Genomic DNA, 23,869 nt, shown 5'->3' with positions numbered 1-23,869 from the left:
AAGACAAACATATTTGTTTCAATAATAAACCACACTTAAAATACTTACTTACTTAACAGGACAGGCATGTTTATGTACTCCAGCTAATGCTGGCTTTTTTGTTTTTGGCTTGCGTGAAATACACTAAATTCATCTGGGGACTAAACAAGACAGTCATCTTTTTTATACTTTGGATTGCGCTAAAAACGATGCAGTCAATGAATACTAAACAAGACAGGCATGTTGGCAATTCCGATGGTGGTGGTACCGGAGATATCGGAAGCGACGAGTACTCGCACTATAAAGCCCTGTAATTTTTACTAGCTCATCGCTTTACTTTTCTAGCCAAATTACGCCGTCATGTCCACTTGGCGGAGCCTGAAATCGAAGGCTATATCCCAGTAATAGCAAAGTCTATTGCATCTATTAGCAATTCGCGGGATTGCGCTAAAGAACCGATGCAGTCCTGTAGCACATCTTCGGGTATGGAACTCAGTTGTTGAGTCAGGAATAGGTATGTCTCGCCTTCGAATTCTATCTCCGGCGTAAGGTTTTTCATATAAAGACTATTTTTAGTCTTATTCTTCGTCAGCGGTACAACTAACCTTGTTGCTAATTGGTCAATTACAGAGTTCTGAACATCTACAAGAAAGGGGTAAGCTCTATTTGTTTTTGAGCTTGGGTTTCTGTAAACATCAAACTGTGCCATTAGAAATTCCTGTACTCATCACCTATACTGCCGTTCTCAGCAACAAACTCGTTGTACGCAGCTATGGCAGCTTTGTTTTCTTTTTTCCACCTTTCATCTTCAACACTTTTCAACTTGTCTTTAAGTGCCTGTTCTAAGGTTGCAGACAGGTTAACTTTTAAGTCTCTAGCTTTTTGCAATAAATCGCTGTTTAAGCTTAAATTAGTCGCTTTTTTTGGGGCATGGATGTCATATAAATCTTGCATGCTATCACTCCAAATTGTTCTACATATTAAGTATACGCATAGGGATGCGCATTGCAAAAAATAGGTTCTTAACAAGCCCGGAATTGTTATGTAGAGATGTATACATATAGTGCCGGTCTTACTCTCAATTAAACTGCAAAATTAACCGAGTAATCGCATCGCACTGTGTCGGCACTGAACCCGTTGCTGATGTTGATTCTGCGCGTATAGCTCTAGGTGAATTACTTTGCCGGCGGCGTGCTTAAAGCAGGTTTCAAATTGCGTGGTTAATGTTATCCAATGTTCGTGTTCAATATTGAGACGCTCTAAAATAGGGGGTAGGTTATGTTGAACCTTGCCGCGCTTGTTTGGATGAAGATGTCGGCTGGTTACATCTACAAGCTGTAAGTAGTCTGGAAGAGTAAAAGGTAAACCGTGTGGCATCTCTTGTCTTGGATTGCCTGCAAAAGGCATAAGTCTTTTAGGTGTTTTGCCTAGCCTGGCTGCGTTAATACGGTATTTAATACTGGTATGATCCGATGCCTCAGGAGTTTTGGCCATCTTTGCTCGTACTGGGTTTAAATCAACATAAGCCATACAGGCGGCAAGGGCTGACTCATCTAATAGCGCTTGTGACTTAAACCGTCCTTCCCAAAAATGACCAGTACAGTCATCCTCTTTATTTGCGGCCCTGGCAATGTATTCATTCAGTGCACGCATAAACCAACTGATATCGACTAGCCTTTTACGCCATACTTCAGCCGTTAACTCAACCGTTTTAATTTGGATTTCACGTAATTCTTTGCGTAAATCTGGTGATAGGTAGCGCTGTGAGATTAATGTGCCTTTGTACAGTTTATGCCAACGTTGAATTACGTCTTCTGTACTTAGTGCGTCTGCTTTCTCTTTGTTTACGTGTAATACCAGATGCGTATGATTACTCATTACCGCATAAGCGCATACATCGATGGCAAAAACCTCACTTAAAATATGAATACGGTCTTCTACCCATTGGCGACGATGCTCAAAGCTTCTACCGTTTTCCTCGCCACATAGGAAAGCACGACGAACGCAGCGGGAAACACAGTGGTAATAGGGCGTATCCGATAAACTAATTTGAGACTTTCGGGCTTTAGGCATTGCGACTGTCCGACTCTGATTAACTCGATTAGCAGTTTGGATGGGTATTTAGATTAAAGAAAGTGTACGAAGGGACAGTTTGGGTGTTTTCGAATTATGTCTGTCTTGCTTACGTTGTTGTACTCACTCTCTTGCGCCAAAAAAATTCAATAAAGTCTTTTTAAGCTGCCATAATTATTACTGATCTGTCAGAACACCAATAAAAGGATATTACTATGACACTTTGCAAGACTAACGCTTTTTTTATGGCTTGTTTAATTATGTTAGCAGGCTGCTCGAAAAGTCAGCAGGAATTATTAAAAGGCCATTAGGAATGTAATGGACAAGACGATGGCGTCAAGTTCACGGGGAGTGTGGAGTATGTAAGTAATGGCAGCTCAAACGTGATGCTTGAAATGAGTATGAAAGAGTCGGGTACAGAGGTTGAATTCGATGTTATAGCTCAAGGCACTTGGGAGCTCAATAAAAACGAATTACTTGAGTCATTTACTAAGCTTACTATTACCCGTTTTATTGTAGATGGACGCAATTTACCACCTGAACAATTTCCTCAACAATTGAAAGAAGCCTTTATTGGAACCGCCACGGGTTCAGAAATCATACAGTTGGATGAAAGGGTTTTATTAACTAAAAATGGGGGCTCTAAAACTACTTGTTCTCGTCAATAATCTGAAAGTCTTTGAATTCTAGAAACTAAACGCTGGCTCTGTTGTGCCAGCGAGGACTAAGCAAGACACAGGACAAAACGAGACAGGCATCTTTGTCTAAAAGGGTCTACATTATGGGTCTGTCTAACTCGTTATTTTTACGTCGGTATCCGCTATATATGGAAGCCCACTGTAGTGGATAAAACCAAGTTGGAATCAAGGAATGATGAAGAGATTACTGATAGTTATAACTGCTCTTGTTGTTATAGGCTGTAATGAAAATCAGCCGAAAAACCACTCCCCAGAAATTGCATTAGCGAAGATAATCGGCAATGGAAATCAAACCGTTGTAAATGACGTTAAACTCTACCTTTCTGATAAGAATGCATACAAACTAAAACACAAAGACGGACTAGAAGAAAGCGGATTTGATGGAGCCTTTGAAAATTCATTTGACCTTACATTTGTAATTATAGAAGGTCTAAAAAGCATCAACCGTGTAGTGATTGTAGATTGGAGAGAGGATGCGCAACATGTCTTCGATTTATTAAACGATTTATCTAAAAATGCACTTTCTACTTGCAGCATATCGAGCCAGCTGGCGGACGATATGATGCAAACTCAGTTCAATATATCTTACTACTTAGAATCTAGTGAATCTGGCTTTTTATTCTCAACCTGTGCAAAAAGCATGGGGTTAGAAATTATTGGCATTGACGATGGATCAGACTCGTTCGTCTTGTCTTTAATACCAAGTGGCAACGCGGCAAAACTCAAAACATATTCGCAGCAACTAAAATTGAATATAAAGACATACGATAACCGTGTGACTAGTTAGTTGGAGCGAAGAAGAACGTGCTGCGATAGCTTTTTTGTACTGCTTAAATTTTTCTATTTTTTTTCGAGGCAAAAATGACCAAAAATGAATTACCTATTATTACTAAACAAGCGCTGTCTGAATATCTAGAGGAACCAGGAAGCGTTCTCTATAGTAGTCATGAAGCATAAAGGCCTACCTCATTTAAGTCGCTACTCTCCTGTAGGTAAAACTGAAGTTATCAAGTGGCTGTTAAGTAAGATACAACAAGTCAATTAACATCGCAGCTTTGATGCAGCCGCAGAAGGCTGTATCAAAGCTGTTACCTGTTACTCACTTAAAGGAATGCAAAGCATGCTCTACAAAATAGAAGAACAAGCAGAAGTATTTGAAAAGTTGGAACCCGTAGAGTTCAAAGACTTTTCTAGCTTTGGAAAATTAGAGAAAGATCTAGAAAACTTAATTGCGAACAGTATTTTAGACGTCTTATTTGAAGACGCTAGATTGATGCCGGTGTTTCAAGAACGACAATGGCAGGCAGAAGCTGACATATATGCACTGAATGAAAGTGGCGAATTAGTTATATTCGAGCTAAAGCGTGCATCTGCCGGGAAAGATGCTGTTCATCAAGCGCTGAGATATGCGCAAGATGCTGGTCAATGGAGCTATCAAAAATTAGAAAATAAGTTCAAAGAATATAGCAAAGGCGACATGTCGCTAGTTGAAGCACACAGAGAGGCTTTTAGTCTTGAGCACCAATTAGAGCCTAAAGAAATTAATAATAAACAGCACTTATTAGTTATCGGCAGTGCAGCGGATGACTCACTAATATCTTCCGTCGATTACTGGAAGAAAAGTGGTATATCTATCGATTTCTTGCCCTATAGAATTTATGAACTTGCTGGCGAAAAGTACTTTGAGTTCTTTGCGCTTCCCTATGATAAGCACAAAAACCCAAGTGATGTAAAAGGTGTATTATTTGATACAAATCGCAGTTGGAATGAGGACTCTATTTGGTCGATGATGGATAATAGTCGTCTGGAGGCGTATGGAGACGCCAAAAGGTTTGTTCACCATGTTCATATAGGCGACATTGTTTTCTTTTCCCACAAATGGTGTGGCTTGATAGCTGCTGCAAAAGTGAAAGGTGAGGTTAAAGCGCCAGACAGTGAAACACTGTATCGAGACGTAGAGTTTTTAACTCCCATCCCAAACCGAAACGATAACACGTTATTGGCTATGCCTTTTTCAGAAGTGAGTTCTAAAACAGGTAAAAGTTTCTTTTGGGCCAGAACGATAAAAGTACCTTACTTAACGAAAAGCGAAGCACTTGAGTTAGTCGATGAGCTTAATAATTATTTACATCGCACTTAACAAGTTAACGCGGTTGGGGTTCTTCACAGTCAAAACCTTAAGCGCTAGTGCACTTTTAATGGCCTTTTGGTAGTTTCTGGCTACGTTGCCGTGGACTGTTACAGGTCGTTTAAAACGCATTGTTAGTTCAGCATTTTATTAGTTGATTTAAGGAGGGTGGTTTTGGCAAAAATTTTAATATTTGGAAACTCTGGTTCTGGAAAATCTACGCTGGCACAACACTTATGCAAAACACAAGGTTTGGCTCATTTAGATCTAGATACATTAGCGTGGAAACCTACTAGCCCACCTGAGAGAAAGCCTATCAAGGAGTCTGAAGAAGAGATAAAGGCTTTTATTTCTTCTAACGACAAATGGGTAATTGAAGGCTGTTATACAGACTTACTAAAAACTGTAGAACAGCAGTCTACTGAAATTATATTTATGAACTTACCCATTGAATCCTGTATTTCAAACGCAAAGACGAGACCTTGGGAGCCCCATAAATACAAGACAAAGCAAGCCCAAGATGACAACTTAGCAATGCTTATTGATTGGATTGGGCAATATTCCGATAGAAACGATACATTTTCTTATGCGGCACATAAGCAGTTTTATGATAGCTACCAAGGTCATAAAAAGATGATTACGCAAAATGTCCCAGCCGAGACAAGTTAGGCAAATTCGTTAATATATGAAATAGGTGAAACGGAGTTTTTAGTGAAAATAAATCTGCTTCTTGCATTATCACTTCTAGTGTCAGCTACGGTTTCGGCTGAAGACATTAAAATAGATCTTAATCAGCTTGCCCAACAGTACTTCGACACAATGGTTGCAACTCAGGCTCCTGGCGCTACAAAAGTTGAGCTTGAAAATCACTTAAATTTGCTCGCGGATGATGTTGGTCATTCACATTTGCCATGGGTGATAGACGATACGCGATTACCTGACGGTAAGGAGCAAATGAGAGAGGGCATGACGTTCTATCTAGGCGCACACACAGAATACAGTGCAGAGCTGTTAGATGTTTTTACATTTAATCATTCTGCTATTGCTATCAGATATAAGAATTATGCCAAGGGCGTGCACCCGCAAAACAATCAACCTATTGAATACAGTCAAGTAATGATGGAAGTACTAGAAATAGAGAACGGTAAGATTGCTGTAATTCGAAAGTACCATGAGTAAGTTTCATTTTCGATAGCCGTTTAGGTAACAATTGTATTTTCGGTTGCAATAAGTTGGCGTACACCTAGTGATAGTGTTACAAGATGATCTTTAAGGGCAGGGTAAAATGACGAAGAACCGAAGAACAGCCATTATCAGGCTTCTTCTGCTAGTCAGTACTATTGTTTCCTTGTTTTTCGTTCCGTGGATATTGGTTAAAGCCTGGATCCTACCTTTGCCACACACAGTACAAGAACAAGTTGATGAGGCAATTAGCCATGGCTTTGACGGCATGATTGTTTACGTGGATCAGGCGGGAAAACCTCCAGCTTTCTACACAGCAGGCTGGAAAGACAGAGATAACAGAATACCCGCTGCCCCCGACGCTTTATTTAAAATTGCCAGTATCAGTAAGTTGTACATTGCTGTGGCTATCACCAAAATGGCGCGAGAACAGCGACTATCCCTAGACGATTTACTCGTTGATCATTTACCCGAACTCAAAGACAGAATTGAGCATTCAGAAAAAATAACGCTTAAAATGATGGTGCAGCATAAGTCAGGAATCCCTAACTTTACTGATAATGCTGCCTACTGGGAAAACGAACCGGAAAACGGCAAGCGAGCGCTCGACTTCGCGCTAGATCTTCCGGCGAGTTTTGAGCCCGGTGATGGATATGAGTATTCCAACACGAACTATCTGCTGCTTCGCAATATTATGGATAAGGTTTTGGGGTACAGTCACCACGCGTACATTAAGCAAAACATCTTACTTCCACTTCAATTGAACAACACCTATTTTTCATTAAGCGAAGTCAATATGGACAACGTGATGAGCGGCTATTACGTTGGTTACGAGGAAGATGTTAAGGCGCGTGACTACGGTATGCTAGCGACAGCAGAAGACGTGGGTAAGTTCTTACGAGCGCTAAATAACGGCGCTATTTTCGATGAAGGCGAAGCGGAACTTTACCCTTATGTTTTCGAGCATGGAGGCTTGGTTATCGGTTACCAGAGCCTTGCAGAATATGACAAAGACCTCGATACCGTGGTTGTTCAATTTATCAATACCACTGACTTTGACGGTTATGAATGGAACTTGTCTGAAATCACAATAAGCCGAATCTTTAAAATACTAAGAAAAGCAGAAAACGAGTAGGTGGTAGGCTTGGTTCAACGCTTTTTCAGTGTAGGCCAATCATTACAAGTTAGAAAATAATGGGTGGCAACAGAACGGTTTTTATTATGTGCTTAGTATATTAATTCGCCGTTTTTACTCTATGCTTTTAGTGGTTATTTTGTATCTTCAGCTGCTCGGCAAAAAAGGGGCAAAACGTGAAAAAACTCTTCTTATTGTTATCTGTGCTTATATCGGTTTTATGTTTGCTACTGGCCGCTGCGCCATTTACTCCGGCAGTTGCGGGCTCGTTTTTAATGCTTGTCCTCGCTGGAGTTTTAGGCTTTAAAGGGTATTCAAAAATAAGCTTGCTTTTGCTTTGTATCAACACCTTTTCGATAGTTGTCAGCCCCAACATAAACGAGTCTAGTTTTGCCGGATTAACTGTAATATCGATTATCTTTATTTTCTCTTTCACCGGTGTAGCACTTGGTCTGCCGAAAGGTGTTCAAAGATATGATAGTTGCGTTGATTGATGTTTGAGTATTCAAATATTCAGATGTTAGAGTGGATAATTAAAGGGATTAAAAAAACGTTGCCCCGTTTTGTTTCAACCGCTAGAGTTTAAAAACTCGCCGCCTACAAAAGCAAGGATGTTATTTATGGTCAAGTATGAACTTCCCGCCAGAATTGTATTATCGCTATTTACTGTCATTCCTCTTTTTTTCGCTTATTCCACGCTTCAAAGCAGTCAGCCGTTGCTATTCATTTCAATGCTTCTTGCATCGGTACTGTTTTTGGTAACGCAACTAAACATAAAACAGTTTTTAATGCCTAAACGCCAACCCAATGCCAAATTACTTAATATGCAAAAGGCCTTAGGAACCGCTTCGGTTGTTTTATTGATGTTAAATATTGCGTTCAAAGACATAATGTTGTTCTAGAAGAATTTACTTTTTTGCCCAGAAAAAATAAAAAAACAACGCCAAAGGAAGGCCAATGAAGAAGCATTTAGTATCGCTTTTAATCTTATCAATCCCTTTTATTTGTCTTTCTGAAGTGTTACCCAGTGAATTTAAGAATAACTTAATTTACCTCAAACCAAAGCTCGCGGACGGAACTACCCTGACGTTTTTTACTGATACTGGTGGTGGTTGGAATGCGATCTCACGAGAGCTTAGCGAAAAATATGGTTGGGAGATAAGTCAAAAAGAATCTGAAAATGGGGTTATCGAGGTTACCGATATGCCTCAGTTTGATCCAGAAGCGTCAATCCCCATGGCGGGATTGAATAATTGGTGGGCTGGAAAATTACAAGTAGTACCATCCGAAGAATTTAGTTCGACTACGAAAAGCGACGGAACGCTAGGCGGACGTTGGCATGCTGAAAAAGTAATTAGTTTTAATTACCCTGAGAAAAAAGTAGAAGTGCTAGATGAAACTCCTACATCAACTGCGTTTTCGACGGTTCCTTTGGGATTTCAAAAGGGCCTGGATGGTGGTTATACAATGGCTTTTCCAAGTATCGATATCTCAGTTAATAACAGAAGCATTCCGATGTTATTAGATTCAGGTGCTTCGGCATGGCCATCGACAGAGGCGATGGAAAAAGGAGGGCTAGAAAGCGGTCAAGTTGCGACTTCTTTCATTGTCGCTTCAATATTCGATGATTGGGTGAAGTCTAACCCGGAATGGTTAGTGATTGAGGATGCCTGTGATTTTTCTCATCAACCCATGATTCGTGTTCCTCATGTAAGAATTGGAAATAAAACCGTTGGCCCAGTTTGGTTCACAAGAAGAGCAGACAGTAGTTTCCACCAATTTATGTCTTCGATGATGGATAGGCGCATTGATGGCGCGTTAGGAGGTTCAGCGCTTCTGTACCTAAGACTCATTGTTGATTACCCCAACGAGCAAGCGTTGATAGCTAACGAAATTTGATAACAACGAGATAATTAAACCAAGATGTCTAATTTAATAACCCTTATGTTTATGCACATTCTTCTTTGTGCATTGCTCTACGTATTTCTCACGCTAGCTCGCGCGCCTTCGGTATGGGGAGTAGGGAAAAACAAAGATGGTTCAAACCCGTTTGCTGATATACAGCCTAAAGTAAGTGCGAATCTGAGCAATCAGTTTGAGTGGCCGTTATTTTTTCACGCTGTTTGCGCCTTGCTAATTGCCTTAGGTGAGCCAATTAGCAATTCGCAAATCTCCCTTGCGTGGGTATTTGTTATTGGCAGGGTGCTGCATAGTCTTGTACAAATATTTACTGACAATATTAGGTTGCGTGGTTTGGTGTTTACTGTCAATTTCGTAGCTGTATTAGCAATGTGGTTGTTGCTTTTTATAGAAAAGGTTTTAGGTTAAAGAGCGTAAAGGTTATGGAAGAAGTATTTGAACCGCTGGGCCGCTTTATACTTCGAGTAATAAAGTGGATTATCATAGACGCTATTATGGAATTCGTTTTGAAGGGCACGGGCCATGTGGTGCTCAAATTGCTGACCTTCGGCAAGTATCCAAGAGCAGGTCGTGATGAGGGAAGGACCGTTGCTGTTGGTTTTATAAGCTTTGTGGTGGTTTTTGTCTGTCTTGCAATGATTGCTTAGTATTAAAAAAGGATATCTGCGATGAAATTAGAAAAGTGGGCGAGCATAAGAGAAAAAGGAAAACAGCGCTTCGTTCTAGTTTACGGCGTTTTAGGCTGGGGAGTCTCTACTGGTTTATTATGGTCATTACTTATGGCGTTTATAGAGCCTTCCGAAAATGTCTGGGGTAGACTCGTCATTGCGATGATCATCTTTCCCATTGCGGGTATCGTTTTTGGCCACTTAACGTGGGATAAATCTGAAAAAGCTTTTGGAAAAGAAACGACGAAAACTGTATAGAATTGCTAGAACATGTCTTGTAATAACCAATGAAGGGAAGCCGCTGTTGTTAAGTATCAAAAAATTATTTGTTGTTTCATTAACTTTGCTTGTAGTTAGTTGTGCCAATATACCTATTGCAACAATGCTTGAGTTTCGCTCATTTGATGAGGAGAAATTTGTTGAACTCGACCCCAATCATTTACTTACGAAGATTCACTTAGACAAGCCTGCCGAAATAAAACCAGAAAGCACCTGGCTTACCTTGGGTGTTAGCTCCTCAGAGCAAGAAAGAAGTTTTAAGTATAATCTTGAGGTTATTTCAGAAAAAACACTGCCGGCCGAGTCAGGATGGCTGAGTAAAACGCCAGTGCGAACTGAGTACATTTTAGGGTTAAGTGCCGACGCAATAAAAGAATTCACTGAACTTCAAGAGTTCATGGGTTCTGCATCGCCAACGGGCTTTGATCTTCACGTCAATACTGGGTTTAAAGAGGCGGCAAATGAAATGACAAGCATCACTATGTCTATCTTTTTAAAGCTTTACGCTGATGAAGACTATTTTACGCTAATCGATAGAGCGGAATTAGATATCGAGAAAGGAAGCGAGTAACTTCTATTAGGCTGGCTTTTTACCCATAACAAAGTAAAGTAATAATCTTCAGCTCTTCAAGCTTATTTAGAGAAGTACATGGAAGTATCTAAAGCCAGTATTCAAAAAGCAGTAGCTAACAATATCATCTCCGAGCAACAGGGCATTGCTCTGTACAATTTCTTCCAAGAAGAAAATCAGCATACTCCCTCTTTCACCTTCACGCATATTCTGTACTACTTAGGTGGCCTTATTGCAATTGGCGCCATGACTCTATTTATGAATTTAGGTTGGGAGCAATTTGGTGGTGCCGGCATCGTATTTATCTCTATGCTTTATGCTGGCGTGGGCTTAAAGCTTGCCAATTCCTTTGCTCGTAAGCATTTAATAATACCAGCAGGGATCTGTGCCACGTTTGTAGTTTTTTTAACGCCAATTGCTATCTACGGAGCTCAGCAATGGTTAGGGCTATGGCCCGACGACAATACGGTTTTTCGCCAGTTTCACCACCGCATTAAATGGCTATGGTTATATATGGAACTTGGAACGCTAGTAACTGGACTTGTCGTAGCATGGCGATATAAATACCCGTTCTTAATAATGCCGATTGCGGTAACGCTCTGGTATATCAGTATGGACGCTGTGATGCTCGTTATTGACCATGAGGACTTATGGAACAGCTACACGTGGCAATTTCGAGCACTTGTGTCGATGTACTTTGGCGCGTTGATGACGCTATTGGCGTTCTGGGTGGACATCAGGGCGCGAAACACAGCAGATTACGCGTTTTGGCTTTATCTTTTCGGCGTTTTAGCGTTTTGGGGCGGCCTTACCAGCCAAGATTCAGACAGCGAACTGTCTAAATTTATCTATTTCTGTATAAACCTTGCCATGATTGGCGCTGGTGCTCTGTTGGTTCGACGTGTATTTGTCATATTTGGTGCTTTGGGATGCTGTTTATATTTAGGTCATCTTGCTTCTACCGTTTTTGAAGATAGTTGGCTTTTTCCAGTGGCGCTATCAGCGATCGGTTTAGGCGTCGTATATTCGGGAATTTGGTGGCAAAAGAATGAAGCTCGTATAACAAAGAGTGCGCAAGCGATACTGCCGAAAGCGCTACAGGAACTATTAGCTAATAAAGTCTAGATAAGCGAATCAATAGCCAGAAACTGCAGGAGATTCAGATTTACAACCCGCAAAATAGTAGTATCCATTACGCTAGTTGCTCTGCCACAAAAGTAGGGCCTCATTGTGTAGGCGTGGTTGGGGCTTTTTTGTGGGGCGGTGATTTTATTGTTGGCTCGATAGGTATCTCTTCCCATCATCTTTGGCTACTGTACTTGGGCTACGGCGTACTCGGCGGCTTCGGGCTTGGGCACGGTTATGATGGTTAATCAAATGCCAGCCATCAAAGACGGACAGTCTGTAATGGCTATTGGTGTTGAAGTTTCTGAATAACTAAGCTGGTGGTGTAGTTACAATGGTGATCTAATTAACCTACTTAAACAAATAGATGTTAAAGTTATTTCACGAAATTGTGATTTGGGAATGATATGGACTTTCTTTTTAATGTTTTGATTTGGGTAGGCGTTGTTATTTTTGCCATATTTTTTATTGGATTTATGGCCGCTGCTAAGCTGAATAAACGCCAAGAAGAAAACCGCGCCAATCAGACGTCTGTAGAGCCTACTCGTGAAGGCGAAAAGCCGAGTAACCAAAATAAAAGTTAACCTTTCGTTCATTGTAAAACGTCAACGTTAAATAAAAACGTTCACATTTATTCACCCCTTTATATCAGTTCCCCCGTTTAGTGAAAAAAGGGGGAACATTATGCAAACAACAATTTTACCAAACGCCAACCCAAAGCACTTAACACACCAAAGTGTACTACCGTTTGAAAAAGCGCCTTTCGCTAAACGTGCTTTAAACGCGGCCACAATTGCTATAGCTGGATGTACCGTTACGGCAGGGCTTTTCGTATTAATGGCAGAGCTCATTAAGCAAGACAAAGTAAACATAAGCGAAGCCCCACCGGTGTTCTTTGAGCCCATTATTTACCAACCTGAAGACGAACGGACCATCACTAAAAAACCTATGGTGCCAATTGAGCAGGTAATTAAAACGCCACCTCAAAAAGTTATCGAGATTGACCCTGAGCCCAATGAAGGCCCAGGCGGCTTTGAGATAAAAACGCACATACCTAATACGGGGTTAGATTTGTCGATTAACTTGAACAGTGCGCAAGGTGATATGCAAGCCACACCCCAATTTAGGGTAGACCCCACTTATCCACCTGAGGCCAGTCGCGACGGTATTGAAGGCTGGGTAAAGCTAGGGTTTACAATAAGTGCTAGTGGCTCAGTGTCTGATATTACAGTACTAGATTCAGAGCCCAAGCGCGTGTTCGATAGAGCTGCGCGCAGAGCGCTTAAAAAATGGAAGTACAAACCCAAGCTGAATGGCGGTAAACCTGTTAGTCAATCAGGTATGGTTGTAGTATTAGATTTCAAATTAGAACAATAAGGACTGCCTATGAGTATAGGCGCAAGCTTGCAAAGCCTGTTTCAAGGCAAGCGCGAAAAAGTGCTGGGAGTGAGTGAAAGGCTAATGCTGCGGTACAGCGCAAAAGGTGATGAAGCATCGTTAGCCGCGCTGTTTGACTTACACAGCCATAAGCTATTTTATTTTTTGAAGGTGTTAAGTGATAGCACTGTTGCAGAAGATATGTGTCAGCGCACTTGGATTAAGGTTATCGAAAATCGTCACTTATTTAAAAGCGGCGATAATTTTCAGGCTTGGCTTTTCACTATTGGTAGGCGGACGCTTATTGATGAATTCAGAAAAAACGCCAAGCTTGAATTTAACAACGAGGCAGTTGAGTCGTTTTCGTTAAGCGAGTTACTTAAAAATGCACAGTCTTCGGTAGAGGACGATGTAGCAAAAGGGATAGAAAAAGACGTGTTTAAGGCATGTATTCAGCAGTTACCCTACAAGCAGAAAGAGGCGCTTTCGCTACAGTTTGAAGGTTTTTCGTTAGCGGAAATCGCCACTATTTGCGGCGCTGAAAAAGAAACGATTAAAACCCGAATACGTTATGCCAAAGACAGCCTTAAAACCATGCTGGAGAAAATGTAATCATGTCTACATCAGATAAAGAGCTACAAGATGCGTTCAAACGCAGCCAGCAGGTACAAAAGCAAAATGATGGAATGAGTGAAAAGGCTAATGCTCGAATTCGTGAAAGGGTTCTCGCGCACAACAAGGCAATAGAAAGTGATAGTGGAATAAAACGCGTATTTGCCGTTACGGCTGCTAATATTCGAGCGTACTTCGCTTCTTCAACCCTACGTTTCACGGCTGTGGCATTTGCTATTGTCGCAATGTTGGGCGTATACAATATCGGTACATTCCAACGTAATAGTTCGTCGCCTTTTCAAACGGCAGCACACCGTGTAGACATTGTTCAATATCACGGATTCGAAGGGGAAGATAAGCTGCTAGCTGGTAAAGCCGGTACTGATTATAAAGCGCGATTTAATGCCTATACTCAACAATATCTTGAAAGCAATTTAGTCGCTAGAGCGGTTACGTTAGAGCCAGCCACGCTTACGGCGCAAAATGGGTATTGGCTCTTGGTGAGCTGCAAAAATCAGCAAGTTGTGGTTTCTGAAAACCTTATCGCATCATTAAATATTAACGGTCGCATAGAAGGGGATATCAATATTGGCACGCATGTAGCGCTCGCCTTTGATGCGCAAGGAAGAATACTTTCAATTAAACAGTCGAGTAAGCCGTTGATGTGCTGATTTATATGGCGTTTAGCTGGATGCGTTCGTAAACGAGGTAAGGGCGGTGAAACTCGCTCGAGCCTCGATTACGAACAGTATTTTAGGAATGACTTATTTGTCTAAATCGTGTGCTCTAAAGGCATTTGGAAGTAACTCACCAATGGTGGTTTCGAATGTCTCGCCGTTTTGACTTACCATGGTAACGGGAGTTTCATCTGGGGCAAATTCAGCAATTTTCTGTCTGCATCCACCGCACGGAAAGCAAAACTCGTCGTTCGGGCTCGCAATAACGATATGCGAAATACGTTTTTGTCCCTGTGTGACCATATTGCCAATAGCTGTAGCTTCAGCACATTGTCCTAATGGAAAAGCAGCACTTTCTACATTACAACCAGAGAAGGTTTCGCCACTTGGAGTAAGCAACGCAGCACCAACTTTAAAGTTGGAATAAGGTGAGTGTGAGTTTTTCTGTGCGTCAAAAGCAAGTTGTGATAGTTGTTCTAAATTATTTTTCTTCATAGCTACCTGTGTTAACCACCCAATACGCTTTACTTTTATCATCAAATGCGAGAAGGTTGGCGGCATTAGCGCCGCAACAAGCGTATACTTAATGCTCAGGCGGTTTTTTCTTTTTTTATAGAATGCTTTTTTACCATGTGCAGAAACGTTAGTCTCATCTTTTTTTCTCTATTCGCTGCTATTTTAACCGGTTGTGCGCAAACACCACCTGTTTCAGAAAGACCACAAATGGGAAACCTGCTTTTAGCCGAACCTGCACCCATTAATCCTCGTTCCGAAATGGCTATTGCTCGTTACAATCAGGTGCTTACCAGCCCTGCGTTATCAGATGAAGACAAAGCTGAACTGCACTTTCAGCGAGGCATGTTGTACGACAGCGTGGGCCTATCGGGCTTAGCGCAGTTTGATTACACCCAAGCCATTAATTTAAAGCCAGATTTGGCTGAAGCCTATAATTCTATGGGTATTCACTATATTCAGCAGAACGACTTTATTCAGGCTTACGACGCATTCGACTCCACGCTGGAAATCAACCCAGAGTATGATTTCGCGTTCCTAAATCGCGGTATTGCGCTTTATTACGGTGGCCGCGCCGAACTCGCGACCAACGATCTTAACCGCTTTTTTGAAAAAGATGACAGCGATCCATTTCGCGCTCTGTGGGCTTACTTTGCGCATCACGACGTGTCAGAGCTTGAAGGACAAAAATACTTGGCTTCTATTCGACCAACGCTGGACAACCAGCACTGGGCTACTACGCTGGTGGATTTGTTTTTAGGTACTGTTGATGAGAACGATGTACTTAACTCATTGTTAGACGGTGTGAAAAGCCAAAAAGCGTTAACAGACAGGTTGTGTGAAGCGTATTTTTACTTAGGTAAATTTCATACCCAGCGCGGCAACAGCGGTATTGCATCAAATTACTTCAAGCTTGCATTAAGCACCAATGTATTTGATTACGTTGAACACCGCTACGCACGAATGGAACTTAACCGTTTGCGTGAACTAGCTAGCAGCGATCTGGTTAGCGAAGAGTAAGCAGCAAGCGTTATGCGAGGCTTATTTTTAGCAGTGTTCGCACTGCTCATAGTTGCGGGCGATAGCGGACGCTATGTCCCGCAACTAATTGCTAATGCAAGCAAGGTACTTACGCCGGCAAGCCTAGTGTCAGATAGCGACCCAACTGAAAAGGCGAGCTCTGCTTCAGCAAATACTGCCGACGGCATGGCACAGGACAGCACAGAATCTTCTCCCGACGCTCAAACTTCGGATATTACCGAACGTTTCAATTATTCTGACTATCACCTTAAGCATGACGCACTAGCGCTACTTTGGTTAGCTGCAAAGCAGGGCAGTGAAAATGCACAGGCACGCTTGCTCGGTGAATTTGAGCGTGCGTATAACGCAGGCTTCATTGCTACTGACTATATCGATGAAGCCACTGCAACCTATTTTCTAGAGAAGCTAGTGAATCTTGAAAACGCAGACGCTGCATGGCTGCTGTACCAAATATTAGGTGAAGAAGGTGCGTCACAGCGCTTTATGCGCTTAGCGGCGCTCGGCGAGGTCGCAGAAGCACAGCTTGCGTTTGCAATGTCTACCGATTCGCCAGAAAAACGTGAGAAGTGGCTGGTACGCGCGGCTTCACAAAACTACGTACCCGCACAGGCCGCATTGGCCGATTGGTATCTTCTACACGGGCAACAACAACTAGCGAAACCACTGCTCGCAGCAACAGCAACCTTAGACATGCAAAGTGCATTTAAGTATGCTCGCCTTCTGTGGGACGAAAGGGAATTTTCTGAGGCCAAGCAGCATTTTAGCTTTGCCGCGAAGAAAGGGCATCTTCAAGCGGAAAAAGCCTTAGAGGCCATCAATCTCTACTCGCCGTATTCTATACAGCAAGCACTAAAGCAGTCTCCTTCATTTAACTGGGAGAATGAAGGGAAATGCCTTCAGCGTATTCAGCCTTTTGCTACCAGTTTAGCTACTATCATGCGTGCTCACAGTCTTTATAACTCATTCAACGACGACAAGCGCCTGCAGAACCTTTCTATTTGCCTGGCCCCGCCTATTTGGCTTAAACCCGATGTACTAAGCTGCGATCCGGATTATAAGAACGCTGGGATCTTAGGCTGTAGTATTACTCCTTTGGCAAGCATTGCGAAAAAGCAGAAATTTAGTCATGCAGTAGTAGTGGCAGAGCAGGGTAAGGCAAATGTTCAAAACGGCGTAATGTACTTAGACATTAGTGACGCTTATTCAGTGTTTGTTCACGAGCTAGCGCACTTCGCAGGCTTCGCTGACGAATATCCTATTGGCAAGGGCATGGCGAATAGGCTGTGCGATGAAGATGGAATAAGCGATTTTGCACCACCAAACCTAATCGTAGACTCTGAGTATTGGTACGCACCTCACGAAACGGTTGAAAATTGGCTAGAGATAGATCCTGCAACCATTATTGCACGCGCCAAAACGTGCACCGTATTGGGGAAAAACAGCTATAAGCCCAGCCGCAGAATTACCTTTATGGAACATCACGATAGCGGCGTGATCCCGCCATTATATTTGGTACTGTGGCAGCAACAGTTGGAAAAACAAAATGCCCAGCGACCTATCTCAATGAATTTCTTCCAGGCGTTCCACAATAGCGGCAACCAAAAAGAAGCCGCACACTGGTTAGCTGAATACGAAGCGTTTACTGGTGGCAAATAACCGCAGTTGTCATCATTAAAACAATACACTCGCCACTATTTGGCGAGTGTATCTTTAAGCTCTCTTACCCACATAGACGTTGCACCACAAATTGCTACGGGCATAACGATAAAGTTAACCACGGGAATAAGTGAGAATATATTCACCATCATTCCGAACGTCATCGCTTTCCCTTTGTGTTCACCAAGGTGCAGGCGCATGCGCGTAAAATCTATTTTGTGGTTGTCGTATGGGTAATCGCAGTACTGAATTGCCATCATCCAGGCGTTAAATAAAAACCACAAGACTTGCCCAATAATAGGTAGGAAAAAGAACAATAACAAAAAACCAATAGCGCGAGGTAAATACCAAACGAGCTTGGTAAGTTCACGGCCTACAGTTCTAGGAATGTCTTTAACTAAAGACATCACGCCCTCGTCACCTAAATCTTGACCCGTTAAATGACGCTCAACCTTTTCTGATAACACACCGTTAAACGGCGCTGCAATCCAGTTTGCCAGTGTGCCAAAGATCAGTGCGAAAATGAGCAATACGCTGATGACTGCTAGGGGCCACAAGAAAAAGCTGATCGCTGTTTTGATCCAGCCTAACCATTCAGGTACGAGATCAATCACATAAGCGATACCCATTTCTATTTGGCCAAATAAGAAGTAAAAAGCCACAGAAAAAAGCACTAAGTTTATTGTTAGGGGTACAAAAACAAAACGCTTCAACCCTTTGGTTTTTATAAGCGAAAAGCCTTCAAAGAAATAATGTACACCGCCTGAACTCATTCGTACTCCTTCGCGTTTGAAACGCTGTGTTTGTTAACTATCTGCTCTATCATACGCGCTTGGCGTATTCTCTGCCTAACTCAGTGAAATGGTAATTGTTACAAGCTGTTAGATTTGGTAGAGTCGAAGCATAATAACAAAAGAATCTTCCGTGTGATTGCATCATTTCTACATCAACTGCTATTTCAGCCGATGGTTAGCTGGTTTCTGGCTAATATCAAGGCGATACCGCGTGCAGCTTTGTGTTTAAGAGGGATGATGTGTGAGGCTTAAAAAGATTAAGCTCGCGGGTTTCAAGTCCTTTGTTGAGCCAACTACTATTCCATTCCCCGGCGAAATGACCGCCATCGTAGGTCCTAACGGCTGCGGCAAGTCGAATGTCATTGATGCTGTACGTTGGGTTTTAGGTGAAAGTTCTGCCAAAAACTTACGCGGCGATGCAATGACCGACGTGATTTTTAATGGCTCTTCGTCTCGTAAGCCAGTGGGGCAATGTAGCGTTGAACTTGTTTTCGATAACAGTGCAGGGCGGATAGCGGGTGAATTTGCCAACTACAATGAGCTATCTGTTAAACGCTTAGTTACACGGGACGCCACCTCTACCTATTTTCTAAACGGCACTAAATGTCGCCGGCGTGATGTCACCGATCTGTTTTTAGGAACAGGGCTAGGCCCCCGGTCTTACGCCATCATTGAGCAAGGTATGATCTCGCGGCTTATTGAATCTAAGCCACAGGATTTGCGTGTATTCATAGAAGAAGCCGCGGGTATCTCAAAGTACAAAGAGCGCCGCAGAGAGACAGAAAACCGTATAAGGCACACGCAAGATAACCTTGAACGCTTGAATGATGTGCGCGATGAATTGGGCAAGCAGCTCGAAAAATTACAGCGTCAGGCTGCTGCGGCTACTCGATACAAAACGCTACGTGCACAAGCCAGAGAGCTAAAAGGCCAGTTAGCAGCCCTTCGTTTTCTGAAAAATAGTGAACATATTGAAGCGCTGCAAAAACAGCAGCAAGCACTCCAGTTAGAAGTTGACGACTTAGTGGCTCGACTACAGGGCGATGAAGCGGGGCTTGAGTCGTACAAAACCAAGCAGCTAGAAACAAAACAAACGATAGATGATCTTCAGCAGCAGCTGTTTACTACCAGTAACGCAATAACACGACTAGAGCAAAATGCGCTGCACGCAAAACAACGCAAAGGGCAGGTAGAGCAAGAGTTAGCACGAATTAGCGAGCAACACGGATTGCTTAACCACTCTATTGATGAGGCACAGGAAGCGCTTGCGGTATCAAACGAGGCGCTTGAAAACATTGAGCCTGAATTTGCCCTTAAGGAAGCAGAGTTAGAGCATGCCAAAGAGCGTTTTGAAGACGCTGAACAAGCGCTAAGAGAATTTAACGCACAAGCGCGAGCGCAAGAACAAACCTACAATCAACTTCGTCAGAATGTTCAGCAATGCCATAGCCAAATTCAGTCAACGATGAGCATGCAGTTACGCACTTCTCAGCGTATCAGCGAACTACAAGACGAGCTAAAACAGCTAGATGAAGAAGATTTTGCCAGTCAGATAACACTTTTAGAAGAGCAATGTAGCGAACTCGATTTTGACATTGATGAAGCTAAGCAATTACTTCAAGAGTCCAATCAAAAGGTGTCGCAGCAACAAGGCGAAGTCAACGCTATAGAAGCGAAGCGCCGTGATACCCAGGGCCAGTTACAAACTGCACTGTCGACAAAAGCTGCGCTAGAAGCGCTTCAACAAGATGCCTCAAATAATGAAGACGTAACGTTAGACGGGATAGAAAAGCTGTGGCAGCAGTTTAGCTCTAACCAAACTCTTGCACCTTGTGTAGAATCGATTTTACAACACGCTAAAGACCCCGTTGTTGCCAAAAGCCATGACATACAGGCACTGCTTCAAAACCACGCTTATTTGCCAAGCGGCATTAAAGTGTTTACCGATAAGGCGTTTGTAAGCACTGCCAAATCGGGTTCACTAGCACACGCTCTATTAACTGAAACACGCAGTAATGAATCGTCAATACAGCGTGTTCCCGCATTTTTTAATGACATTTACCTTTGTAGCAACGATGACGAACTTGCGGAAACGATTGAAAGTGCTTTTGTAAGCGTTCTTGATAAAGAAGATGAACCTGAAGGCCTAGCCAAGGGGTTTACTAGCGCAATCTCGCCTTCAGGGTTGTGGGCAAGCTCACAGTGGGTAGTGAAACCTGGCGAAGCAAGCGACGGTGCTTTGCAGCGGGCGAACAAAATTAAGGGACTGGTAGACAGCATTGAAGAAACTGAAAGCCTTATAGATGAGATTGAGCATTCATTAGAGCGCGCCAAACAGGCACTTGAACAGAGCGAAGCGCAAAAGCAGGCTATTCAGAGCGCCTTGGGTGAAAAAGAAAACCAGCGCGCACAGATTAAAAATAAACTTTCTTTGCTTGAAATGCAGCAAGAGCAACAGTCTACACGCACTGCCAAACTTAATGACGAGTTAGCAAAGCAAGAGTTAATGTTAGCGAAAGAAGAAGAGCAGTTAGCTCAGCTTTCGGAAAAGTTAGAGCTTCAAGAGGCACAAATTCTTGAACACGAAGTACACATTGACGATGTGAATGCTAAGCGAGATGCAAATGAGCGAACTATGTCAGAGTTGCGCGTGTTAGTAGATACATTAACATCGCAAAATCATGAACTTGCACTTAAGAAGCAGCAACTAGAGAACCATAAGAATTTATATAGTCAACAGGTTACACGTAACCTTCAGCAGCGTGAAGAGTACATAAAAAACAAAGAAAGATTACAAAAAGAACTTACACAGCTGACGTCTCCTGAAGAAATTCAAGAAGCAGAGCTACAGTCGTTGTTAGAGAATAAAGCGGAATTAGAACAGCTGAAAAGTGCTAAGCAAAGTAGTCTTGAAGATATAGAGCAGTGGTTGCGAGAAGCCGAAAAAGGGCATCAAGCTCTGGGTAAAGATATTCAAACGCGACAGACAAACATCGATAAACTCAACATTGATATTGAAGGATATCGGGTACGTGCGAATACGATTTTAGAACAGCTTGATGAAACGCAGCAATCGCTGAAGAGCATTCTAGAAACCTTACCTGAAGATGCCGAAGAGAAGCGCTGGCAAGAAGACCTTGAAAAAACGCAGGCTAATTTGCAGCGCTTAGGTGCTGTGAACTTAGCTGCGGTTGAAGAATATGAAACCCAGTCGGAAAGAAAGTCACATTTAGATACACAGCACAACGACCTTACTGAAGCCTTGGAAACGCTACAATCGGCCATTCGGAAAATTGATAAAGAAACCCGCACGCGCTTTTCTACTACCTTTGAACAGGTTAACGAAGACCTTAAAACGTTATTTCCCAAAGTGTTTGGGGGCGGTTCGGCGTATCTTGCGCTTACCGATGACGATTTGTTAGAAACTGGGGTGACGATAATGGCTCGCCCCCCTGGTAAGAAAAATAGTACGATTCACCTCTTAAGCGGTGGAGAAAAAGCACTAACCGCTTTATCATTGGTGTTTGCTATTTTCAGATTAAATCCGGCTCCATTTTGTTTGCTGGATGAAGTAGATGCACCATTGGATGATGCAAATGTAGGGCGCTTTTGTAACTTAGTGTCAGAAATGTCACAAACAGTGCAGTTTATTTATATCACCCACAATAAAATAGCGATGGAAATGGCCAGTCACCTCACCGGTGTTACCATGGCGGAACCGGGAGTTTCGCGCATGGTGGCGGTAGATGTGGACGAGGCTGTAGCCTTCGCAGAAGCATAACAAAGGGCGAAAGAAATTAAATGGAAGATCAATTACGTCTATTTTTACTCCTTGGAGGCACGGTTTTTATCATCGCAGTGCTTGCCCATGGTATTTGGAAAATTCGTAAAAACAGTAAGCCTTCGGAAAAAGAGCGCTTAGAGCCCCGTCAGTGGCAAGATGATGACAACGATTTCGAGTCCGACGAGCAAGAAGGCTTTGACGAGCTTGGCATTGGCGCGGTGCGCGTGGTGAGCAAATCACAAAACCAAGAGCATGAGGCTGCAAGCAATGTATCGACGAATACGGCAAATGGCCCTGCACATCACGATATCAATGAAAAACATGCTTACAGCAGCGAAGAACTTGATGACGACGATAGCTTGTCTCAACATGCCACGTCAAAAGAGCACGGTGATGGAAAAGAGGGCGCACACGGTGAGCATGCGGGTAAACGCTCAAGCAGCGTTGGTAATTCAGCTATGCCGTCTGACGGGAAAGAAGAAGCTGAGAAAGCACCAAAGCTCTATGGCTCTGTGGTTACGAATCCGAAGCCACACATGAAAGGGCAAACTCGTCCCGATGGCCCATCAACAAAAGGTGCTAACAGAGGCGACGAAAACCTTGCCGCGTTCCCTGAACCTCCAGGCTTCTTACTTCGTGAAGGCGAAGAGCAAGAGGAAACGTCTTTAGCGTCGCATGCTCAGCGTGAAGAGAGTGAACAGCCAAATACTCCAAGTATTCAAGAGAGAGCGGATAACGCGCAATCGCATGACCCAATTCAGAGTCAGGCGGGCGGTCATCAAGAAAGAGGGCGTGCAGAGCCAGTTCGTCCTGCACAGAAGTTTTATATCGACCCAACGCTGGAGGAAGAGCCTGAAACAGTGCAGCCGCCGGCTAAAAACGAAAGAGAAGTTGCTGATTTTAGTTTAGATGCACCCGAAGAGTCTGTTTCATCCAGCGATGTTCATGAAGAAAATGAACAGCCGCGACGTTTTGCACGTAACAAACGAAGCAAAACGCCAGTGAGAAGACGTGAAGAGCCGAATTTTGGTGACGATCAAATGCGTATTGATTTTGACACCAGCGAAGCAGCTAGCGCTGATTTTGGCGATGAAAGCTTTAGTGCTAATGAATCAGGCATTGATGGTGCTGGAAGTACACCAAAGACCGCTAAGTCGTCGATTGAACCCGAGGTTTTAGTATTAAATGTAAGAACGCCAGAAGGCGAGCCCATTTCAGGCGCGGCGCTACTACCTATGCTATTAACATTAGGGTTTAAATTTGGCGATCAAGACATCTTCCACCGTCACGTAAACTCAAATGGCAAAGGGCCAGTATTGTTTAGCCTTGCTAACATGTTTAAGCCTGGGGTTTTCGATATTGATAACCTAGAGAACTTTGAAACCCAAGGTATTTCGCTGTTTATGATATTGCCTATTGAGGGTGACCCTCATCAAGTGTTTAACATGATGCACAATGCAGCCCGCAAATTGGCAGATGAGTTCGGCGCACAAGTACTTGATGGACGCCGAAGCGTATTAACGAAGCAGGGCTTACAGCAATACGTCGAGAAAATTCGTGAGTTCGAGCGCAAGCGTATGATTGCGCGCAGCTAGCGTTAATTTATCACTTGCGCCTCAATCTTATGGATTATTCATGTAGGTGCAAAAACAAAAAA

General features: G+C 42.8%; 27 protein-coding genes. 22 read left to right on the top strand and 5 right to left on the bottom strand.

Features of this window, described 5'->3' with window-relative positions; translation table 11 throughout:
* Window positions 1-370: 370 nt before the first annotated feature.
* The 3 genes from MHM87_RS01390 to MHM87_RS01380 all read right to left on the bottom strand — a co-directional run bounded on the left by MHM87_RS01390 (window position 371) and on the right by MHM87_RS01380 (window position 2,052).
* Window positions 371-688: a CcdB family protein gene (locus MHM87_RS01390; RefSeq protein ID WP_239257571.1), complete on the bottom strand. Its 318-nt coding sequence runs from the start codon at window positions 686-688 to the stop codon at window positions 371-373.
* The gene (locus tag MHM87_RS01385; RefSeq protein ID WP_156086393.1) at window positions 688-933 is read right to left on the bottom strand and encodes a type II toxin-antitoxin system CcdA family antitoxin; all 246 of its coding nucleotides are present in this window, start codon (window positions 931-933) and stop codon (window positions 688-690) included. Before MHM87_RS01385 ends, MHM87_RS01390 begins: the two co-directional genes overlap by 1 nt.
* Before the next feature lie 141 nt (window positions 934-1,074).
* Window positions 1,075-2,052: a transposase gene (locus MHM87_RS01380; protein ID WP_239257570.1), complete on the bottom strand. Its 978-nt coding sequence runs from the start codon at window positions 2,050-2,052 to the stop codon at window positions 1,075-1,077.
* A gap of 353 nt (window positions 2,053-2,405) precedes the next feature.
* On the opposite strand from MHM87_RS01380, the gene MHM87_RS01375 reads away from it, so the two are divergent.
* From MHM87_RS01375 to MHM87_RS01290, 18 genes are all read left to right on the top strand, one after another.
* Entirely contained in the window at window positions 2,406-2,720 is a 315-nt protein-coding gene (locus MHM87_RS01375) for a hypothetical protein (RefSeq protein WP_239257569.1), read from the top strand.
* Window positions 2,721-2,922: 202 nt separating this feature from the next.
* On the top strand, window positions 2,923-3,537 hold the full coding sequence (locus MHM87_RS01370; RefSeq protein WP_239257568.1) for a hypothetical protein: 615 nt from the start codon (window positions 2,923-2,925) through the stop codon (window positions 3,535-3,537).
* A gap of 333 nt (window positions 3,538-3,870) precedes the next feature.
* On the top strand, window positions 3,871-4,890 hold the full coding sequence (locus MHM87_RS01365) for a hypothetical protein (protein ID WP_014998281.1): 1,020 nt from the start codon (window positions 3,871-3,873) through the stop codon (window positions 4,888-4,890).
* A gap of 162 nt (window positions 4,891-5,052) precedes the next feature.
* Window positions 5,053-5,547 (top strand): AAA family ATPase, encoded by a 495-nt coding sequence (locus MHM87_RS01360; RefSeq protein ID WP_239257567.1) that lies wholly within the window; start codon window positions 5,053-5,055, stop codon window positions 5,545-5,547.
* Window positions 5,548-5,589: 42 nt separating this feature from the next.
* Window positions 5,590-6,057 carry a nuclear transport factor 2 family protein gene (locus tag MHM87_RS01355; RefSeq protein ID WP_239257566.1) on the top strand — a complete coding sequence of 156 codons (468 nt, stop codon included), beginning with the start codon at window positions 5,590-5,592 and terminating at the stop codon, window positions 6,055-6,057.
* 106 nt (window positions 6,058-6,163) lie between these two features.
* Window positions 6,164-7,195, top strand: coding sequence for a serine hydrolase domain-containing protein (locus MHM87_RS01350; RefSeq protein ID WP_239257565.1), 1,032 nt, complete (start codon window positions 6,164-6,166; stop codon window positions 7,193-7,195).
* A gap of 176 nt (window positions 7,196-7,371) precedes the next feature.
* Window positions 7,372-7,689 (top strand): DUF6419 family natural product biosynthesis protein, encoded by a 318-nt coding sequence (locus MHM87_RS01345; protein ID WP_239257564.1) that lies wholly within the window; start codon window positions 7,372-7,374, stop codon window positions 7,687-7,689.
* A gap of 126 nt (window positions 7,690-7,815) precedes the next feature.
* Window positions 7,816-8,097, top strand: a complete 282-nt coding sequence (locus MHM87_RS01340) for a hypothetical protein (RefSeq protein ID WP_039232803.1) — start codon at window positions 7,816-7,818, stop codon at window positions 8,095-8,097.
* Between the two features lie 55 nt (window positions 8,098-8,152).
* Window positions 8,153-9,094 carry a hypothetical protein gene (locus tag MHM87_RS01335; protein ID WP_049587828.1) on the top strand — a complete coding sequence of 314 codons (942 nt, stop codon included), beginning with the start codon at window positions 8,153-8,155 and terminating at the stop codon, window positions 9,092-9,094.
* A 24-nt stretch (window positions 9,095-9,118) separates the two neighbouring features.
* Window positions 9,119-9,523, top strand: a complete 405-nt coding sequence (locus MHM87_RS01330; protein WP_049587829.1) for an MAPEG family protein — start codon at window positions 9,119-9,121, stop codon at window positions 9,521-9,523.
* A 14-nt stretch (window positions 9,524-9,537) separates the two neighbouring features.
* On the top strand, window positions 9,538-9,762 hold the full coding sequence (locus MHM87_RS01325; RefSeq protein WP_049587831.1) for a hypothetical protein: 225 nt from the start codon (window positions 9,538-9,540) through the stop codon (window positions 9,760-9,762).
* Window positions 9,763-9,783: 21 nt separating this feature from the next.
* Window positions 9,784-10,041, top strand: coding sequence for a hypothetical protein (locus MHM87_RS01320; protein WP_049587833.1), 258 nt, complete (start codon window positions 9,784-9,786; stop codon window positions 10,039-10,041).
* A gap of 46 nt (window positions 10,042-10,087) precedes the next feature.
* Window positions 10,088-10,633 (top strand): hypothetical protein, encoded by a 546-nt coding sequence (locus tag MHM87_RS01315; protein ID WP_014976510.1) that lies wholly within the window; start codon window positions 10,088-10,090, stop codon window positions 10,631-10,633.
* 78 nt (window positions 10,634-10,711) lie between these two features.
* Entirely contained in the window at window positions 10,712-11,758 is a 1,047-nt protein-coding gene (locus MHM87_RS01310) for a DUF2157 domain-containing protein (RefSeq protein WP_239257563.1), read from the top strand.
* A 407-nt stretch (window positions 11,759-12,165) separates the two neighbouring features.
* Complete coding sequence (locus MHM87_RS01305; protein WP_239257562.1) at window positions 12,166-12,342, top strand: sporulation YhaL family protein; 177 nt, start codon at window positions 12,166-12,168, stop codon at window positions 12,340-12,342.
* Between the two features lie 100 nt (window positions 12,343-12,442).
* Window positions 12,443-13,135: an energy transducer TonB gene (locus MHM87_RS01300; protein WP_239257561.1), complete on the top strand. Its 693-nt coding sequence runs from the start codon at window positions 12,443-12,445 to the stop codon at window positions 13,133-13,135.
* 9 nt (window positions 13,136-13,144) lie between these two features.
* Window positions 13,145-13,747, top strand: a complete 603-nt coding sequence (locus MHM87_RS01295) for an RNA polymerase sigma factor (protein WP_239257560.1) — start codon at window positions 13,145-13,147, stop codon at window positions 13,745-13,747.
* Between the two features lie 2 nt (window positions 13,748-13,749).
* Window positions 13,750-14,418 carry a hypothetical protein gene (locus tag MHM87_RS01290; RefSeq protein ID WP_239257559.1) on the top strand — a complete coding sequence of 223 codons (669 nt, stop codon included), beginning with the start codon at window positions 13,750-13,752 and terminating at the stop codon, window positions 14,416-14,418.
* Between the two features lie 93 nt (window positions 14,419-14,511).
* On the opposite strand, the gene cdd is transcribed toward MHM87_RS01290, so the two are convergent.
* The gene (cdd, locus tag MHM87_RS01285; RefSeq protein ID WP_041693482.1) at window positions 14,512-14,919 is read right to left on the bottom strand and encodes a cytidine deaminase; all 408 of its coding nucleotides are present in this window, start codon (window positions 14,917-14,919) and stop codon (window positions 14,512-14,514) included.
* 135 nt (window positions 14,920-15,054) lie between these two features.
* Here cdd and nlpI point away from each other — a divergent pair, with 135 nt between their 5' ends.
* Both nlpI and MHM87_RS01275 read left to right on the top strand, forming a co-directional pair.
* Window positions 15,055-15,957, top strand: a complete 903-nt coding sequence (nlpI, locus tag MHM87_RS01280; RefSeq protein ID WP_014949420.1) for a lipoprotein NlpI — start codon at window positions 15,055-15,057, stop codon at window positions 15,955-15,957.
* Window positions 15,958-15,969: 12 nt separating this feature from the next.
* Window positions 15,970-17,634: a sel1 repeat family protein gene (locus MHM87_RS01275; RefSeq protein WP_239257558.1), complete on the top strand. Its 1,665-nt coding sequence runs from the start codon at window positions 15,970-15,972 to the stop codon at window positions 17,632-17,634.
* Window positions 17,635-17,669: 35 nt separating this feature from the next.
* On the opposite strand, the gene cysZ is transcribed toward MHM87_RS01275, so the two are convergent.
* Window positions 17,670-18,407, bottom strand: a complete 738-nt coding sequence (gene cysZ, locus MHM87_RS01270; protein ID WP_014979262.1) for a sulfate transporter CysZ — start codon at window positions 18,405-18,407, stop codon at window positions 17,670-17,672.
* A 262-nt stretch (window positions 18,408-18,669) separates the two neighbouring features.
* Between cysZ and smc the strand changes: the two genes are divergently transcribed.
* Both smc and zipA read left to right on the top strand, forming a co-directional pair.
* Entirely contained in the window at window positions 18,670-22,209 is a 3,540-nt protein-coding gene (gene smc / locus MHM87_RS01265; RefSeq protein ID WP_239257557.1) for a chromosome segregation protein SMC, read from the top strand.
* Between the two features lie 20 nt (window positions 22,210-22,229).
* Window positions 22,230-23,807 (top strand): cell division protein ZipA, encoded by a 1,578-nt coding sequence (gene zipA / locus MHM87_RS01260; protein ID WP_239257556.1) that lies wholly within the window; start codon window positions 22,230-22,232, stop codon window positions 23,805-23,807.
* The last annotated feature ends 62 nt before the right edge of the window (window positions 23,808-23,869 follow it).

The organism is Alteromonas sp. Cnat3-28 (genome assembly GCF_022348265.1).
Taxonomy (GTDB): Bacteria; Pseudomonadota; Gammaproteobacteria; order Enterobacterales; family Alteromonadaceae; genus Alteromonas; species Alteromonas macleodii.
This window is presented reverse-complemented; position numbering and strand designations above follow the sequence as displayed.